This window comes from Stenotrophomonas sp. HITSZ_GD (assembly GCF_029543105.1).
Taxonomy (GTDB): Bacteria; Pseudomonadota; Gammaproteobacteria; order Xanthomonadales; family Xanthomonadaceae; genus Stenotrophomonas_A.
Window position 1 is genome coordinate 1 of sequence record NZ_JARQXB010000028.1, and the last position, 17,059, is coordinate 17,059.

A 17,059-nucleotide genomic window follows, 5' to 3' on the forward strand; every position below is an offset into this window, starting at 1 on the left:
CCGGCCACGTGAACGGTTCCGTTATCATGAAAGCGTTTTCCCCCACCGTGTGCCTGCTGGCCGCCTGATCGAGAGTCGACCATGTCCCGCCGTGTCCTGCTGACCGCCGCCGTCCTGTTTTCCTGCTCCAGCGCCGCTTTCGCGCAGACCGTCACCCCGGCGGTATCCAATGGCCCCACCGACCCCGCCCTGGCGGTGATTCCCTCGCCGTGGAGCGGCTCCAGCGGCGAGCTGGGTTTTGCCTCCGCGCACGGCAACAGCTCCACGGAGAGCTTCAACGGCCGCCTCAAGGGGCGCTATACCGACGGTGACTGGATCCATTCGCTGGACCTGTTCGGCATGCGTTCCAGCGCCGAATACACCGTGACCGCCGACGACGGCAGCACCACGCGCGAGCGCCAGACCACCGCCGAGCGCTACACCGCCGCGGCGGGCAGCGCGCTGCAGCTGGGCGAGCACCGCCAGCTGACGGCCACCGGCCGCTACGAAACCGACGATTTCGCCACCTACGATCGCCTGGCCACCTTCGGCATCGGCTACGGCACGCGCCTGCTGGACTGGCAGAACTTCTACCTCGACGCGCAGATCGGCCCCGGCGTGCGCCGTGCGCACGATGCGGTGGAGGATCGCGAGGAAACCGGGCTGATCGGCCGCGGCCTGTTTGACCTGAAGTACACCATCACCCCGAACACCGACCTGGTGAACACGCTGCTGATCGAGTCGGGCAGCTACAACACCTATGCGCAGAACGATTTCGGCGTGCAGGTGGCGATGAACCAGCGCTTCGCGCTGAAGGCCGCGTGGCAGATGCGCCACAACAGCGATGTCAGCGACGACAGCAAGAAGACCGACACGCTGACCACGGTCAACCTGGTCTACACCTTCAAGTAATCGCCCCGCGCGTGCCCGCCGCGCGGGATCGCACGACCCCGCGTCAGGCCGAATCGCGCGCGTATGGCCCGAGCAGCAGGTCCGCGCCGGCGGTCATCAGGCCGCGCGCCACTTCCTGGCCCAGCGCCTCGCGCCCGGCCACCGCGCCGACGGCCTCGGCGCGCACCAGCCGCCCGTCGGCCGCATCGCCCACCAGCCCCTGCAGGTGCAGCGCGTCGCCGCGGTGGGTAGCGAACGCGGCGACCGGCACGTGGCAGCTGCCGTGCAACGCGCGGTTCATCGCCCGCTCGGCCTCCACGCATTCGCGCGTGGCGAGGTGGTCCAGCGCCTGGAGCACTTCCATCACCTGCGGGTCGTCGCCGCGGCACTCCACCGCGATGGCGCCTTGCGCCGGCGCCGGCAGCCACTGCGGCGGCGCCAGCCGCGCGGCGATGCGATGGCCCAGCCCGAGCCGCTGCAAGCCCGCGCAGGCGAGCACGATGGCGTCGTAGTCGCCCTGGTCGAGCTTGGCCAGGCGCGTGTTGACGTTGCCGCGCAGGTCGCTCAGTTGCAGGTCCGGACGCAGCGCCCGCAGCTGGGCCTGCCGGCGCAACGAGGAAGTGCCCACGCGCGCGCCTTGCGGCAGGTCGGCCAGCGCGGTGTAGCGGCCGACCAACGCGTCGGCCGCGTCGGCGCGCTCCAGCACGGCCGGCAGCACGAACGGCGCGTCGAGGTCCATCGGCACATCCTTCATCGAATGCACCGCGCAATCGGCTTCGCCGCGCAGCATCGCCAGCTCCAGCTCCTTCAGGAACAGGCCCTTGCCGCCGATGGCGGCCAGCGAGCGATCCAGCACCTCGTCGCCGCGCGTGCTCAGCGGTACCAGCAGCACGTCCAGGTGCGGGTGGCATTGGTGCAGGCGGGCGGCGACGTGTTCGCTCTGCCACAGGGCAAGCGGGCTTTTGCGGGTGGCGATGCGCAGGGTCTTCATGCGCCGATTATCGCCCGTCCGTGCCGGGCGCGGGTTGCGTGCGATCAACCGCCCTGGCGCAGTTCGCCGCGCAGGTTGGCCACGCAGCGCCGGCTCACCTCCAGCGGCTGGGCGACGTCGCGCAACACGGCGTGCACCTGGCCGTCGCCGCTGCGCCGCAGTTCGGCCAACTGGCCGCGGGCGACCAGGCAGTTGCGATGGATGCGCACGAGCCGCTCGGCGAATTCCTCCTCCAGCGACTTGAGCGATTCCTCGATGAGGTCCTCGCCGCGCGCGTGGTGGACGATCACGTACTTCTCCTCGGCCTGGAGATAGTGGATCTCCTCCACCGGGATCAGCCGCAGGCTGCCGCGCAGGCGCGCGCACAGGTGGGTGCGGCGCCGGCCGGGTTCCTCGGCCGGAACCGCCGGCACGCGGCCGGCGATGAACGTGGCCGCGCGTTCCAGTGCGGCGGCCAGGCGCTCCGGGCGCACCGGCTTCATCAGGTAGTCGATGGCCGCCGCGTCGAAGGCGGACAGCGCGTGCTCGTCGTAGGCGGTGCAGAACACCACCGCCGGACGCGGGGCGAAGTCGCGCAGGTGGCGCGCCGCCTCCAGGCCATCGACGCCGGGCATGGCGATGTCCAGCAGGACCAGGTCCGGTTGCCGCGCCGCAGCCAGCTGCAAGGCCTGCTCGCCGTTCTCGGCCTCGCCCACCAGTTCCACGCGCGCGTGGGCGGCGAGCAGCGAGCGCAGGCGTTCGCGCGCCAGCGGCTCGTCGTCGGCGATCAACACTTTCACGGCAGCCGCTCCCCGGCCGGTGGCAACGCGCACATGCAGCGATTTCCCCAGTTCCCCCGCCCGGCTAACTCAGCGGCAGGGCGATCTCGCAGGCATAGTAGCCTCCGCTCCAGCCGGCCGTCACCCGCGCGCCTGGCCCGAAGCGGTAGGCCAGCCGATGCGCGATGCTGGCCTGGGCGTGGCCGGCGCCGCGCCCGAGCGGGTCGCCGGCGGCCGCCGCGGCCGGGTCCGGCGCCGGGTTGAGGATGCCGATCCGCAGCCACGCGCCCTCGCGACGCAGCGACAGGGTGATCACCCCACCCTCGGGCAGGCGCGAGATGCCGTGCAGCACGGCGTTCTCCACCAGGGGTTGCAGCACCAGGCGAGGCATCGGCAGGTCCCAGGGCAGGTCTTCGCCGCGCGCCCACTGCACGGCCAGCCGCTCGCCCAGGCGCAGCGATTCGATCGACAGGTAGCGTTCGGCCAGCTCGCATTCGTTGCGCAGGGTGGAATCGCCTTCGCCGGCCCCCAGCGCGGCGCGGAACAGGTCCGACAGGTCCAGCACGGCCTGCTCGGCCACCAGCGGGTCGCGGCGCAACAGGCTGGCGATGAGGTTCATGCTGTTGAACAGGAAATGCGGGCGAATGCGCGCCTGCAGCGCATCGGCCTCGGCGCGCGCGTTGGCCTGGGTCTGCGCGGCCCAGCGGTCGCTCACGTAGAAATAGCGCAACGCCAGCGCGCTGATCAGCGCCACGGTGGTGGCGCAGCCCAGGCTGAAGCGCCAGAAGCCGATGCCCTGGCCCAGCGGCCCGCTGCCGGTCACCGCGAACAACGCATGCACCACGCCGCTGCCGATCAATGCCGCCAGCCAGGCCAAGCCCAACGCGAGCCATGCGCCTTCGCGCGGCCGGAAACGCGCCAGCGGCTCGCGCAACACGCACAGCAGCGCCGTGACGCCCAGCGCCAGCCACAGCGCCAGGCCGGAGGCGGAAAGAAAGCGCCCCAGCGTCACCGGCGTGGCGGCATCGGGCACCAGCATCACGATCACCACCACCAGCTCGGCCAGGCCGACCATCGCACCCACGCGCGGCAGCCGGCACAGTTCGGGCATCCACGGCTGGGCGGCGCGGGGATCGCTCACGGGCGTATCAGGCGGCCGCGGCGAAACGCTGGTCCAGCCACGCCGCCAGCGCGTCGATCTCCTCGGCGCAGACCTGGTGGGCCATCGGATAGGCGTGCCACTGCACGTCGAAGCCCAGCGCCTGCAAGGCCTGCGCGCTCTGTTGCGCGTGCACGATCGGGATCACCGGATCGCTCTGGCCATGTGCCATGAAGATCGGCTGGCGTTGTGCGCCCGCGACGAGGTGCTCGGCGGCATGCGCGGCGTCGGGCAGGTAGGTGGACAGGCCGACCAGGCCGGCCAGCGGCACCTGCCGGCGCAGGCCCGCGGCCAGCGTGACCGCGCCGCCCTGCGAGAAACCGGCCAGCACGATGCGCTCGGGCGCAATGCCACGCGCCTGTTCGCGCGTGATCAGCGCCTCGACCTGCGCCACCGATTCCAGCACGCCCTGGCGGTCGGCGCGGTCGGCGAAATCGAAGCTGGCGATGTCGTACCAGCCGCGCATGCGCACGCCATTGTTGATGGTGATCGCGCGCACCGGCGCATGCGGGAACACGAAACGCAGCGCGGGCCAGTGCGGGCGCACCAGCTCGGGCACGATGGGCGCGAAATCGTGGCCGTCGGCGCCCAGGCCGTGCAACCAGATCACGCTCCACTGCGGCGAGGGCCGGGTTTCGAGTTCGAGTGCGTCCAGCGTGGCGGACATCGTGCGGCTTCCTTCGGGCGAAAGCCGCATTATGCCTGCAGGCCGGCGGCGCTCATTCGGCGGCGGCGGCCCGCGCGGCGGCGCGGCGCAGTTCGGCGGCGCGCACCATCACCGCCGGCGGCGCGACTTCCTCGGGAATGGCGAAGATGCCCAGGCGTTGCAAGGCCTGCCCGGCGCGACGCAGCGAGGTCAGCGCGACCACCGGAATCGCCAGCACCATGCCGATCACCACCGGGGCCATCCACGCCGCCAGCGACGGGGAGACCATGTACGCCATCAGCCCGGCCAGCAGGCCGAACAGGCTCAGGCCGCCGTAGCCCTTGATCAGCGCGATCCAGGAAATCTTGCCGTCGTCGCGCTGCTGCGCGTCCCAGCCCGAGTCCTTGCCGGCCAGCACTTCGGCCACGCCGCGCGATTGCAGGTACATCACCACCGGGGCCATCAGCGCGGCCAGCACCGTCTCCAACAGGATGCTCAGCAGCGCGCGCACCGCGCCGCCGCAGGCGCGCCGTTCGGCCGGGTTCAACAGCAGCGCCAGGTAGCCGAGCACCTTGGGCGCCAGCAGCACGCCCATGGTCAGCGCGAACACCCACAGCACCCCGTTGTCGCCCTGCGCGTGCCAGTAGCGCGCCGGCGAGAACGGCAGTTCGGCGGCCAGGTCGATATCGTTGCCGGCCAGCGGGATGCCGATGCCGATCAGCATCAGCATCGCCCACATCGGCGCGGTGAAGTAATGGCCGATGCCGATCATCATGTGCAGCCGGCTGACCCAGTGCAGGCCCTTGGCGGTGACGACCTTGGCGTGCTGCAGGTTGCCCTGGCACCAGCGGCGGTCGCGGATGAGCAGGTCGGTCAGCGTCGGCGGGCCTTCCTCGTAGCTGCCTTGCAGGTAAGGCACCATGTGGGTGGCCCAGCCGGCGCGGCGCATCAGCGCGGCCTCGACGAAATCGTGGCTGAGCACGTGGCCGCCGAACGGCTTGCGCCCGGGCAGCGCCGGCAGGCCGGCGTGCGCGGCGAACGCGCGCGTGCGGATCACCGCGTTGTGGCCCCAGTAGTTGCTTTCCGCGCCATGCCACCAGGCCACGCCGTAGGCGACGATCGGGCCGTACACGCGGCCGCCGAACTGCTGCATGCGCGCGAACAGCGTGTGGCCGTTGACCACCGCCGGCAGGCTCTGGATCAGGCCCACGTCCGGGTTGGCCTCCATGCCGGCGACCAGGCGCACGATGGTGTCCCCGCTCATCAGGCTGTCGGCGTCGAGGATGAGCATCTGCGGGTAGTCGCCACCGAAGCGCTGCACCCAGTCGGCGATGTTGCCGGCCTTGCGCCCGGCGTTGTCGGCGCGGCGACGGTAGTAGATGCGCCCGGCGCCGCCGGTGCGTTCGCACAGCGCCGCGTACTCGCGCTCCTCGGCCAGGCCGATGGCCGGGCGCGTGGTGTCGCTGAGGATGAAGAAGTCGAAGCGTTCCAGCTGGCCGGTGGCGGCGACCGACTCGTAGATCGCCTGCAGGCCGGCGAGCAGGCGCCGCGGGTCCTCGTTGTAGGTGGGCATCAGCAGCGCCGTGCGGCTGTGCAGGGTCGGCAGCGGGGCGTCCGGGTCGATGCCGAGCTTGCGCCCGCGCCCGAACACGACGCTGATGAAGCCGGCCACGGCGCTGGCGAAGGACATCGCCACCCAGGCGAACAGCAGCACGAACAGCACCAGCAGGCAGGCTTCGAGCACGCTGATGCCGTCGGCCCACATCACCGAGGCCATCATCCAGGTGGCCGCCAGGGTCATCGCCGCGGTGCCGCCGATCAGGTAGAAGCGGCGCAGGCCGATGCCGCGCGGGGAGGTGCGCTGGCGCGGCACCTGCAGGTGGCCGGCGCGCAGGGACTGCTCGGGCATGTCCAGGGGGGATTCGGCCGGCAGCACGGCCAGGCCGGCGTCGCGGACGGGCGCGACGTCTTCGATCACGGTGGCGCTCATGTCAGGCAGCCTGCCCCGGGCGGGCGCACAAGACGCGGCCGGCGCGGCGTGTCCGGCGGACGCCACGCATCGCTTTCCCAACCACTAAGAACACAATTACTCCTCGGCCGCGACGGAAAATCGCCGCCCATGTTAGGTCATCACGCGTGGGGAACCCGTGCCCTCCCCGTCAGGCGGTTTCCCCGGGCGGCAGACTACGCCGGTTTTGCCCAACCGTCGCCCAACGTGAATAGGCAGCCCCCGCCCGGCCTCGGAAGCCCGGGCGGGGCCGTTCCGGCGCGCCGCCGGGCGCTACAGGGACTGGCCCAGTTCGATGAAAACCACCCGGTGCCCCCCTTCGCGCAGGCCCATGCCGAAGATCAGCGGGCCGATCCACGAATCGAAGCCGATGAAGAGGCTGCCGTTGACGATGCCGTCGGCCAGGCTCATGTCGCTGCGCCGCTGCCACGCATTGCCGTACTCCAGCGTGCCGCCGACCTGCGCCGAGCGGCCGAGTACCCTCCCCAGTTCGTAGGTGTAGCCGACGAAGCCCAGCGCGTAGTCCTGGCCGGTCAGCTCGTTGCTCTGGAAGCCGGCCAGCCGCCAGCGCCCGCCCAGCCGGTACAGGCTTTCCGGCGGGGCCTGGCCGGAGACGGTGGCGTGGTAGCGCAAGCCCAGTTGCCACGCGTGCGGGCCGAGGCTGCGCGCACCGACGAGGTCGAAGTCCAGCTGGTCGAAGCGCGCGTCGGCGCCCAGCCAGGGCTGCGAGCTGCGCAGGCCCAGGCGGCCGAGCACGCCGTCGCGCGGGAAGAACACACTGTCGATGTCGTCCCAGTCGAACTGCGCGGTCAGGGCCGCCTGCTGGAAATAGCGCTTGGACTGGGGCGGCGCGCCGATGATGGCGCGTACATCGCCGGCGTAGCGCTCCACGCCGAGCCCGAGGCTGGCGACCTCGCCGAAGTTGCGCGCGATGCCCGCCGCGGCGCCGTAGCGCTGCACGCGGTCGCGCTCGATGCGCACGCCGTTCGCGTCGAAGATATTGAAGCTGCGCGTCTGGAATCCGCCGAAGGCATCGAATGCGTAGCGGTTGGCGGGGTCCAGCGGCGCGTAGTACTCGCCGGTGAGGCCCGGCTCGCTGCCGATCTGCGCGGTGACGCGCGCCTCGGCGCCGTTGGGCGAAATCGGCGAGAAGCGCAGGCCCGCGCGCAGGTTCGCTTCGTGGTTGCCTTCCAGGTCGTTGCTGAGCGTCATGCCGGCCTCGACATAGGCCGGGCCGTTGGGCTTGGGATGCGCGGTCACCACCACGCCGGTGCCGGCCGGCTCGCGCACCACCTCGTAGGTGATGCTCGACAGCGTGCCCAGCCCATACGCACGCAGGATGCCCGCCTGCACCGCCGGCGCATCCAGCGGCGCGCCAACCCGGAGCGGCAGGTAGCCCATCAGCACGTCGTCCGAATAACCCGTGTCGTTGACCAGCCGCACGAACTGCACGGTGGGCGGCGCCGGCAGCGCGGTGCGCTGGTGCTGCCGGAACGCGGCGTAGGTGGCCTCGTCCACGCTGTAGCGGCGCAGCGCCGGCGCGGCCGCATCGGCCGCGGCCTGGCCGATCTCCAGCGCCAGCGGCGCCTTGTCGAACTCGCCGGTGGCGACCCGGCCGCTGAGGTCGGGGCGGACCACCAGGTCCTGCGGCCCGAGCGTGGCCAGCTGGCGTTGCGCGCTGCCGACGGTGAGGAACCCGCTCATCTGGTCCACCACGTCGAGCACGCTCGCATCGCTGCCCAGCACGCGCAGCGGCGTGCCGACATCCACCGCGATGATGCGCTCGGCCCCCATGGCGCGCACCACGTCGATGGGAATCTGGTTGGCGATGCCGCCATCGAGCAGCACGCGCCCGTCGAGGTTGACCGGGTGCATGATGCCCGGCAGCGACATGCTCGCGCGCATCGCCATCGCCAGGCTGCCCTGCCCCAGCGCCACCGCCTGGCCGGTGTTGATGTCGGTGGCCACGGCGCGGAAAGGAATCGGCAACTGGTTGAAGTCGCCGGCCACGCGGCCACCGCCGGTGGCGTTCTCGAACACGGCGATCAGCCGCTGGCCCTGGCTGAGGCCGGCGGCCAGGCGCACGCTGCCGCTGTCGCCGCCGATGCCCACGCCGATCGGCGCCAGGCGCGTGTAGTCGTCGGCCTTGCGACGCAGGCTGCGATCACGGCGCGGCAAGGTATCGGTGAAGGTCGCCTTCCAGTCCGTGGACAGCACGACGTCCTCGATCTGCTGCGGGCTGCGCCCGGCCGCGTACAGCGCGCCCACCAGTGCGCCGGCGCTGGTACCGGCGATGCAATCCACCGGGATATGCAGTTCTTCCAGCTTCCGGAGCACGCGCACATGCGCGATGCCGCGCGCGCCGCCACCGCCCAGCGCCAAGCCGATGCGCGGACGCGTGTCGCCGGGCGCGCGTTCGCCGCACTGGTGGCCGTCCAGGCCGGCGAAGGCGTCCGGCGCCGGCGTGGCCGGCTGCGCACAGGCCGGCCAGGCCAGGCACAAGAGCAGGCCCAACCACGCCTGCGGGATTGCGGTCACCGGCCACGTGCGCATCGGGAATCTCCGCGGGTTAACGCCAGGCGCTACCCATCTGGATATAGAACGTGTGGTCGTCCGGCCCCCACGCATAATCGAGCCCGCCATACAGGCCCAGCTTGCGGGCGAGCAGGTAGCGGAAGCCGGCGCCCTTGGCCACCGCCGTGGTGGCGTCGCCGAAGTCTTCCTTGCGCCCCCACGCACGACCGGCACCGACAAAGCCCAGCACCGCCCAGCGCGGCGTCAGGTTCCAGCGCCATTCGCTCTCGGCCATCGCCGCGCGCCGGTCCTGGTAACGGCCCGCGGCGATGCCGCGCATGTCCACGTAGGGCAACCGATAGAACGGCACGTCGCCTCCAACGGCGCGCAGGTCCAAGCGCGCGCCCACGACGAACCGCTGGTTCGACAACGGCCAGTACGCGAATGCGTGCGCGCGGTAGCTGTCGAAATCGACGTCGCCGCCAAAGCCCTCGCGGTAGAAGTTGGCGTCCAGCACCGCCGTCCAGCCGCGGGAAGGCGTAAAGGGGTTGTCGCGCGTGTCGTATTCGAACATCAGCCCCAGCCCGGAGCTCTTCTGCGCCAGCTCCCGGTCGCTGAAGAACTGGCGGTCGCCGGCGCTGTCGAAGGTCACATCGAGGTCCATGTAGATCCACGACACGCCCACAAACACATCTTCATCGCCCAGGCGCCGCGCCACCTGCTGGAACGAGGCCAGGCCATCGACGTTGTAGCCGACCTCCCGCGCGGGAAGGAGGCGGCCCTGGGTATAGAAATCCAGGTTGAACGAGGCCTTGCCCACGCCGCCCTTGTAACGCCAGCGATCCTCGTCGAAATGCAGGACCGCGCCGCCGCCGTAGGCATGGCTGCCGTTCTCGGTCTTCATGCCCATCGCGCCGTAGAGGTTGGGCGCGATGAAGCGCGTCTGCCCGCTCGCCGTGGTGCGCGTGGCCGCACTGCCTTCGGGGCGGTGGAAGAACGCCAGCGCCACGCCGCCGCCGTAACCCAGCGCCGGCTCGGTGATGACGATCGGCACCGGCAGCACGCCGCGGTGATTGAGCAGCCAGTCGGACAGGTCCAGCCGGCCGTCCTGCGGATCGTGCAGGCGCTGCCAGAAGCCGGGCTTGTCCGTCTCCGGCGACACCGCGGGCGGCGCGGCACCGGCGGTTTGCGCCGCCGCCCAGCAGGGCCAGGCGGCCACGCCGAGCAGGCAGCGGGCCCAGCGTCGCCTGCGGCGACACCGCTCGCGCGGCGGCCGATGGCGGGCGGCGCTGCCAGGGCTCACTTGGCCGGCGCCGCACCCGGCGGGAAGCCGGCGAACATCTTGTCCAGCCCGGCCTCGACCGCGGCGTTCACCTTCTCCGGCGAACTGGGCACGGTGCCGCTGGCGGTGCCGCGCCAGATCGCCTGCTGGGTGGCGGTGTCGAACATGTCCACCACCAGCGTGCCGACATCGTAGGTACGCACCGTGGTCTGCGCGCTGCCCATCGCCATGCCGCCGCCCCAGCCGCCTCGCCAACCCCAGCCGCCCATGCCGGTGCCGGTATAGAACGTATCGAGCGTCTGCTTCTGCGAGGTGATGATGTGGGCGGCCAGCGTGACCTGCCCGTCCGGCGCCTGCCGCCAGCCGCGGGCCTGCAGGCGCGCATCGATGCCGTCGACGATGCGCTGCTGCACCAGCGGCGAGCCGGCCTGCGGCTTCATGCCCCAGGTGTAGGTGCGGTACTTGGAAAAGTCCACGGACGGGTCGTGGTCGGTCTTCACGGTCGGGGAAGAGGCGCAGGCCGCCAATGCGAGCAGCGCGAAGGCGGCGAGGAACACGCGGGTTTTCATGGCGATCTCCTGTCATGGGAAACAGCGGGAGGCCGCCGGCCGGGCCGGCGGGGGATCAGAAGCCGAAGCTGGCCGTCACCAGCACGGGATGACCGTCGAAGCGGTTCTTGACGCTGAACTCGGAGACGTAGCGCACGCTCAAGTCCAGGTGCTCGCCGCCGGACCACTTCTTTCCGTAGGTCAGCACCGGGCCCAGGCCGAACGAGCGACCCCTGAAGCCATTGAGCTGGTCGGCCAGGGCGCCCTCGTCGTCGCCGAGCTGCTGGATCCAGCCACCGACCGCACCGAAGCCCCAGCCACTGGGCGTGCGTTTGACCAGCATCGAGTCCAGGCGCCACACCGGCGCGTTCTTGTAACCGGTGTCGTCGTTGCGGTCGTACAGGTCCACCGCGCCGAGCAGGCTGAACTCCAGCGTGCCCTGCTGGAAAAGATGGGTGTAGCCGACGCTGGGCGAGAACGTCCACACGTTCATGCCGGGATTGGCGAGCCGGTTTGGGTCGTACTTGGCCGTGGGTGCATAGATGTAGAGGCCCAGCGAGACGTGTTCCACCTGGCTGATGTGGTAGCTGGCGATCACCGGCGCGAAGTAGGCGTCGAACCAGTCCGAGGTGCTGTCGCTCACCCGGCGCTGCTGCGTGCCGGCCTGGAGCGTGGCCGTCACGTCGGGGATGACATACGGCGCGGTGGCCATCGAGGCGAAGTTCCAGCGTCCCTCGCCGGTAGGCCAGATATAGACACCGGTAGCCGACCACAGGTTCATGTTCGCACGCAGGCCCAGTGAGACCTGGCCGGCGATGGGCGCGGCGCGGCTGGCGCCGATCTCGCCGTCGTAGTGCAGGAACCCCAGCGACCACCGCATGCCCGGCTCGGGGGGCACGATGCCGGCGTAGGCCTGGATCTGCGCGCCGGTCAACGAGCGACCCAGCGCGCCCTCGGTGGCCAAGGCCGGCGCGGCGGCCAGCAGGGACAACGACGACAGCAGCGGCAGCCGCCACGCGCGAAAGGGGAGAAGGCGATGTTTCATGGTGCGGTCTCTCTGGAATCGGGAAGCGATGCGACATCCGAGGCGAGGCGGGCTTCCTCGCGCTCGCGCACTTCCTCCATGTCGCGCTCGAGGAAGTAGTTGAGGAAAGTACGGATGACGGCGATCGCACCGAGCTGCCCGATGGCTTCCCAGGTGGGCGCGATGGCCGATTCGACGATGTCGGCGGCCAGCTGGAAGGTGAGCGCGGCCACCAGCCAGCGGCCGTAGTCCATCCACAGCAGGCGCCGCGCGTGGCCCTTGATGTAGCCGCGTGCGCCGCGCGCTTCCGGATGAAACACGCCGGCGAAGAACAGCTTCAGCGCGGCCACGAAAGAGATCGCGGTCCCCATGACGATGATGAGCAACGCCATCAAGTCGATGATGACGATCACCGGTTCGCTGGCGCGGAGCAGCCATTCATTGAGCATGGTCGGGTGCCTGTCGCACGACGCAGCGGAAACCGACATGGCAGGTGGCCGTATCGATGGGCTGGGCCATGCGCGCGGCCGGCCGATAGCGGCGGCAATAGTTGGGCGCGCACACGTGCGAGCCGCCCTTCATCACCCGGCGCGGGATGCGCGGGCCCTGGGCGCGTGCATCGACGCTGTCCTCGCGGCTGCCGCCGCGCGGGTTCTCCAGCGTGCAGCAGGCCTTGCCGGGCAGGCGGTCGTGGGTCTGGTACCAGTCCGATGTCCACTCCCAGACGTTGCCGATCATGTCGTACAGGCCGTAGCCGTTCGGCGGGAAGCTCCCGACCGGTGCGGTCCAGGCATGGCCGTCGAGCACCTGGTTCTCCCAGGGAAACTCGCCCTGCCAGGTGTTGGCCATGTAGCGGCCTTGGGGCACGAGCGCATCGCCCCAGGCGAACTCGCTGCCTTCGCGCCCGCCCCAGGCGGCGTATTCCCATTCGGCCTCGGTCGGCAGGTCCTTGCCGGCCCATTGCGCGTAGGCCAGCGCATCCTCGTAACCGACCTGCACCACCGGATGATCTTCCAGCCCTTCGAGCGTGGAGCCCGGCCCGCGCGGATGTCGCCAATCGGCACCGGGCACGTAGTGCCACCAGTTGTGCAGGTTGCCCAGGTCCACGCGCCCGGCCGGCGGCACGAACACCACCGAGGCCGGCACCAGCAGCGCGGGATCGGCGCCGGGATAGTCGGCCGGATCGACCGGCCGTTCGGCCAGCGTGAGATGGCCGGTGGCCTCGACGAAGCGGGCGAACTGCCGGTTGGTCACCGCATAGCGGTCGATCGCGAAGGCGCCCACGCGCACCTTGCGCGCCGGGCGTTCTTCCGGGTAATGGTCGTTGGACCCCATCACGAAGCTGCCGCCGGGCAGCTGCACCATGTCGGCGGGCGCGTGCCCGTCACCGTCGGCCGGACTCATGCGAATACCCTCCCCCAATCGTGCTTCATGCTGACCATGTGGAAGCCGTACTCGTCGGCCTTGTCCAGTCCTTCGTCGAGCGGGCTGACCAGGAAATGCCGGTCGTAGGCGGCTTCGCGCTCGCCGTCGTCGTGATGGAGCATCAGCGCCAGGCGCTCGCCCTCGCCGGCCAGCGTGTAGCGCAGCATCGCGACATCGCCATCGGAATTGCCGAAGGCGAGGATCGGCCTGCGGCCGATATGCAGGGCGATGTTGACGGGCTTTTCCGCGCGGTCGTCGAAGCTCCCGATCTCGGGCAGCTTGCGCACCCAGGCCGAGCCCTGGCCCAGTTCCAGCGTGGCGCGGGTACTCGAGCCGATCACCCGCTCCGGGGGAACGCCGTAGAGGCGCTCGGCGACGACGCGCACGAACTCGATGCCGCCGCCGGTGACCACGAACACCTTGAACCCGTGGCGCCGCAGGTAATCCATCAACTCCAGCTGGGGCTGGTAGATGCATGCGGTGAACAGCCGCGCGTACTTGGGGTGGCGCGCCTCGGCGAGCCAGCTGCGCGCGGTGGCGCGGAATTCTTCCACCGTCATGCCGGCGTGCACCGCCAGCGCCGGCTCCAGCACTTCGCGCTTGGGCAGGCCGTGCAGGGCCTTGATGTCATGCGACAGCAGCGCGCGATAGGCAGGCTTCTCCTTCACCGCCGGCTCGGCCGCGGCCAGCCGTTCCACCTGGCTCAAGGTGAAGTAGATCTGCACGTAGAGCGGATATTCGGCCCACAGCGTGCCATCGTGGTCGAACACGGCCACGCGCTCGGCGGGCGGAACGTAGCCTTCGCCGCCTTCGGCGCTCACGCGCGCCACGAAGCCGGTGATCGCCTCGCGCTTGGCGCCGTCGTTCCAGGAGGGCAGGGGTCGGGGCATGCATCGTTCCTCGCCGAAGCGGCCGCGGGTGCCATCCCGCGGCCGCCGACGGCTTCAGTGGCTGCCGGTCGCCGCGTCCTGCAGCATCTTCAGTGCGTCGTCGATGGTGAAGCTGTTGGGGCGCTGGATGGGTGGGTAGTCCTTGAACGTCGCGGCCCACTTGTCGGCGATCGCCCAGGCGCCGTAGATGATGTACGCGTGGTACAGGAACCACTCGTAGTACGAGTTGGACGTGATGTCCGCGAACTCGTAAGGATCGGTGCGCAGGTTGAACAGCTTGGGCAGGCGCAGCCGGGTGAAAGGCTCGGCCCATAGCTGCATCGTGCCCTTCAGCCGCTGCTCCATGAACACGATCTTCCAGTTGTCGTAGCGCACGCCGAGCACGTCGCCATCGTCGCTGAGGTAGACGAACAGGTTGCGCGGGCTCTTCTCCACCTGCCCGCTGAGATAGGGCACGAGGTTGAAGCCGTCGATGTGGTTCTTGTAGGTCCGGCCGATGGCCTTGTAGCCCTTCTTGCACTTCTCCACGATGTCCGGCTCGCCGGCCATCGCCAGGAAGGTCGGGAACCAGTCGTGGTGCTGCACGATCTCGTTGGACACGCTTCCCGGCGCGATGTGGCCGGGCCAACGCACGAGCAGGGGGATGCGGAAGGCCCCTTCCCAGTTCGTGTTCTTCTCGCTGCGGAACGGCGTGGTGCCACCATCGGGCCAGGAATTGCGGTGCGGCCCGTTGTCCGTGGAATACATCACGAAGGTGTCCTCGTCGATGCCCAGCTCCTGGAGGAAATCGAGCATCTCGCCCACGTTGCGGTCGTGGTCGATCATCGTGTCGTGGTACGGCGACTGCCAGCGCCCGGCCTGCCCCAGGCTGTCCTTCTTGGTGTGGGTGAACATGTGCATGTGGGTGGTGTTCAACCACACGAAGAAAGGCTCGTCGTTGTCGTGGGCGCGCTGGATGAAATCCTTGGCCGCGGCGACGAATTCGTCGTCGCAGGTTTCCATCCGCTCGGTGCTCAGCGGGCCGGTGTCCTCGATCTTCTGCTTGCCCACCTTGCCCCAGCGCGGCTGCACGGTAGTGTCGTCCTTGTCGGTGGCCCAGCTGTGGATCACGCCGCGCGGCAGGATGCCCTTGCGGAACTCGGAGAACTCCTCCTCGCGGTAGTAGTCGTACATCTCCGGCTCTTCCTCGGCATTGAGGTGGTACAGGTTGCCGAAGAATTCATCGAAGCCGTGGTTGGTCGGCAGCATGTGGTTGAGATCGCCCAGGTGGTTCTTGCCGAACTGCCCGGTGGTGTAGCCCTGGTTCTTGAGCGCCGCGGCGATGGTGATCGCCTTGTCGGTCATGCCGATCGGCGCGCCGGGGATGCCCACCTTCGACAGGCCGGTGCGATACACGCTTTGCCCGGTGATGAAAGAGGAACGCCCCGCGGTGCAGGACTGCTCGCCGTAGGAATCGGTGAACAGCATGCCTTCCTTGGCGATGCGGTCGATGTTCGGCGTGCGATAACCCATCAGCCCCTGCGTGTAGCAGCTGAGGTTGCTGATGCCGATGTCGTCACCCCAGATGACCAGGATGTTGGGTTTGCGCCCGCCGGCGTCCGCTTTGCGGCCGGCGGCGGGGGCCGCCTTCGTCGCGGGGGACTTGGCGGCAGGCGATTTCTTGGCGGTGGGAGCTGGCATGACAGTCATCCTGTTGTGGGACGGAAGAGGTGCCGAGGCGTTCAGCCCGGCAGGGTGAGGTCGAAGACCATGCTCGCGATGGCGACGAGCCCGATGCCCCAGAGCAGGACCGCGGTGACCAGGCTCAAGGAGAGCGGGTAGGGACTGTCGGCATGTACCAGCCCCTCGCGCGCCATCGCTTCGCGTTCGCCGCGAAGCGCGCGCATGTAGCGGATGTGATAGACGATTCCCAGCGTGAGCAGCAGCACGCCCAGCGCCACCAGCGCCACGCCGAAGTTGCGCGGCGCATCGCCGCCGAAGCCCACGTGCAGTGCGTTCGCCACCATCTTGCTGAAGACCTGGTAGATCGTGAAGCCGAAGCCGATCAACGAGAGCGCGGTGCGGATGATCGACATCAGCGTGCGGTCCGCGCTCATGCGCGTGCGCTGGAACGACAGGCCGGTGCGGCGCATCGACATCTCGGTGCGTTCGCCCGACAGGTCCGTGCGGTACTCCGACAGCGAGGTGCGATGCTCGGACAGCTGGGTGCGGTGGTTCGACAGCCCCGTGCGGTAGTGCGAGTAAGTCACCGATGCGGCATCGGCATCGCTTGCGTCGACCTGCGGCAACGGCGGCGGCGCGGTCTCGACGAACTTGGCCGGGCGCGTGGGTTCGCCGGCGTTTGAATCCTTCGAAGCGTGGCTCATGGCAGCGTCCGGTGGGGGTCAGGGTGGCCCGCGCCGCTGCTGCCAGCGGCGCGCCAGGCGGGCGATCGGCCCGCGCAGCAACAGGTAGGGCACGAACGCCAGCACGATGGCAATCACCAGCGTTTCCAGCGGATGCGTGAAGTTGCCGAAGACCTTCAGCTGGTAGATCACGTCCATCGCCACGCCGAGCAGGAGGATGCGGGCCACGGCGGTGAAGCCTTCGCGGAAGGTCTCCACGCGGGTACCGTGGCGGCCGCCGTGCAGCAGCTTGTGGAAGTACGGCGTGCGCCCGGCCGTGGCGTCGCGGTAGCCGTCGATGGACGCGGTGATGATCGCCATCAGCGGTTGCAGCAGAAAGCGGAACGTCATCGGCCCCTCGGTGCGGGCCAACATGTCGCTCCAGAACCGGTGCAGGAAGTCGAGCAGTGAATCCACGGTTGCCTCCGGTCAGAGGCGTCCAGCTTCGGGCGTGCGGCCTGGCACGCGCAATCGGGTTCCTACGGTTTTTCCGCCAGTATTTTTACTGACGCGCGCGGCGCGATGCGTCTGGCATGTTGAGCGGCATACACGCACCCAGG

Annotated in this window: 16 protein-coding genes; 1 reads left to right on the top strand and 15 read right to left on the bottom strand. The window is 69.8% G+C overall.

Translation table 11 applies throughout. The features are described 5' to 3' along the window. The first annotated feature begins 81 nt into the window (after positions 1–81). Entirely contained in the window at positions 82–891 is an 810-nt protein-coding gene (locus P6166_RS16885) for a DUF481 domain-containing protein (protein WP_277765601.1), read from the top strand. Between the two features lie 43 nt (positions 892–934). Here P6166_RS16885 and hemC read toward each other — a convergent pair whose 3' ends face one another. The 15 genes from hemC to P6166_RS16960 form a co-directional block, all read right to left on the bottom strand. Beyond that, positions 935–1,861 carry a hydroxymethylbilane synthase gene (hemC, locus tag P6166_RS16890; protein WP_277765602.1) on the bottom strand — a complete coding sequence of 309 codons (927 nt, stop codon included), beginning with the start codon at positions 1,859–1,861 and terminating at the stop codon, positions 935–937. Positions 1,862–1,905: 44 nt separating this feature from the next. Beyond that, positions 1,906–2,640 carry a LytTR family DNA-binding domain-containing protein gene (locus P6166_RS16895; RefSeq protein WP_277765603.1) on the bottom strand — a complete coding sequence of 245 codons (735 nt, stop codon included), beginning with the start codon at positions 2,638–2,640 and terminating at the stop codon, positions 1,906–1,908. Positions 2,641–2,704: 64 nt separating this feature from the next. After that, a complete protein-coding gene (locus P6166_RS16900; RefSeq protein ID WP_277765627.1) occupies positions 2,705–3,730 on the bottom strand; it encodes a histidine kinase in 1,026 nt (341 codons plus the stop codon). Between the two features lie 37 nt (positions 3,731–3,767). Further along, positions 3,768–4,445, bottom strand: coding sequence for an alpha/beta hydrolase (locus P6166_RS16905; RefSeq protein WP_277765604.1), 678 nt, complete (start codon positions 4,443–4,445; stop codon positions 3,768–3,770). Between the two features lie 52 nt (positions 4,446–4,497). Further along, entirely contained in the window at positions 4,498–6,414 is a 1,917-nt protein-coding gene (mdoH, locus tag P6166_RS16910; protein WP_277765605.1) for a glucans biosynthesis glucosyltransferase MdoH, read from the bottom strand. 291 nt (positions 6,415–6,705) lie between these two features. After that, positions 6,706–8,985 (bottom strand): patatin-like phospholipase family protein, encoded by a 2,280-nt coding sequence (locus tag P6166_RS16915; protein ID WP_277765606.1) that lies wholly within the window; start codon positions 8,983–8,985, stop codon positions 6,706–6,708. A gap of 16 nt (positions 8,986–9,001) precedes the next feature. Continuing rightward, positions 9,002–10,165, bottom strand: a complete 1,164-nt coding sequence (locus tag P6166_RS16920; RefSeq protein ID WP_277765607.1) for a BamA/TamA family outer membrane protein — start codon at positions 10,163–10,165, stop codon at positions 9,002–9,004. 80 nt (positions 10,166–10,245) lie between these two features. Continuing rightward, positions 10,246–10,797, bottom strand: a complete 552-nt coding sequence (locus P6166_RS16925; protein ID WP_277765608.1) for a DUF4136 domain-containing protein — start codon at positions 10,795–10,797, stop codon at positions 10,246–10,248. 55 nt (positions 10,798–10,852) lie between these two features. Then, positions 10,853–11,821 (bottom strand): transporter, encoded by a 969-nt coding sequence (locus tag P6166_RS16930; RefSeq protein ID WP_277765609.1) that lies wholly within the window; start codon positions 11,819–11,821, stop codon positions 10,853–10,855. Further along, positions 11,818–12,249 (bottom strand): DUF1622 domain-containing protein, encoded by a 432-nt coding sequence (locus P6166_RS16935; protein ID WP_277765610.1) that lies wholly within the window; start codon positions 12,247–12,249, stop codon positions 11,818–11,820. Before P6166_RS16935 ends, P6166_RS16930 begins: the two co-directional genes overlap by 4 nt. Beyond that, on the bottom strand, positions 12,239–13,204 hold the full coding sequence (locus P6166_RS16940) for a formylglycine-generating enzyme family protein (RefSeq protein ID WP_277765611.1): 966 nt from the start codon (positions 13,202–13,204) through the stop codon (positions 12,239–12,241). The genes P6166_RS16935 and P6166_RS16940 overlap by 11 nt, the downstream gene beginning before the upstream one ends. Next, complete coding sequence (locus tag P6166_RS16945) at positions 13,201–14,115, bottom strand: HAD family hydrolase (RefSeq protein ID WP_277765612.1); 915 nt, start codon at positions 14,113–14,115, stop codon at positions 13,201–13,203. Before P6166_RS16945 ends, P6166_RS16940 begins: the two co-directional genes overlap by 4 nt. A gap of 54 nt (positions 14,116–14,169) precedes the next feature. Beyond that, positions 14,170–15,795, bottom strand: coding sequence for an arylsulfatase (locus P6166_RS16950; protein ID WP_277765613.1), 1,626 nt, complete (start codon positions 15,793–15,795; stop codon positions 14,170–14,172). A 41-nt stretch (positions 15,796–15,836) separates the two neighbouring features. After that, positions 15,837–16,481, bottom strand: coding sequence for a DUF202 domain-containing protein (locus P6166_RS16955; RefSeq protein WP_277765614.1), 645 nt, complete (start codon positions 16,479–16,481; stop codon positions 15,837–15,839). 18 nt (positions 16,482–16,499) lie between these two features. Then, positions 16,500–16,916, bottom strand: coding sequence for a hypothetical protein (locus P6166_RS16960; protein WP_277765615.1), 417 nt, complete (start codon positions 16,914–16,916; stop codon positions 16,500–16,502). Positions 16,917–17,059 lie beyond the last annotated feature (143 nt).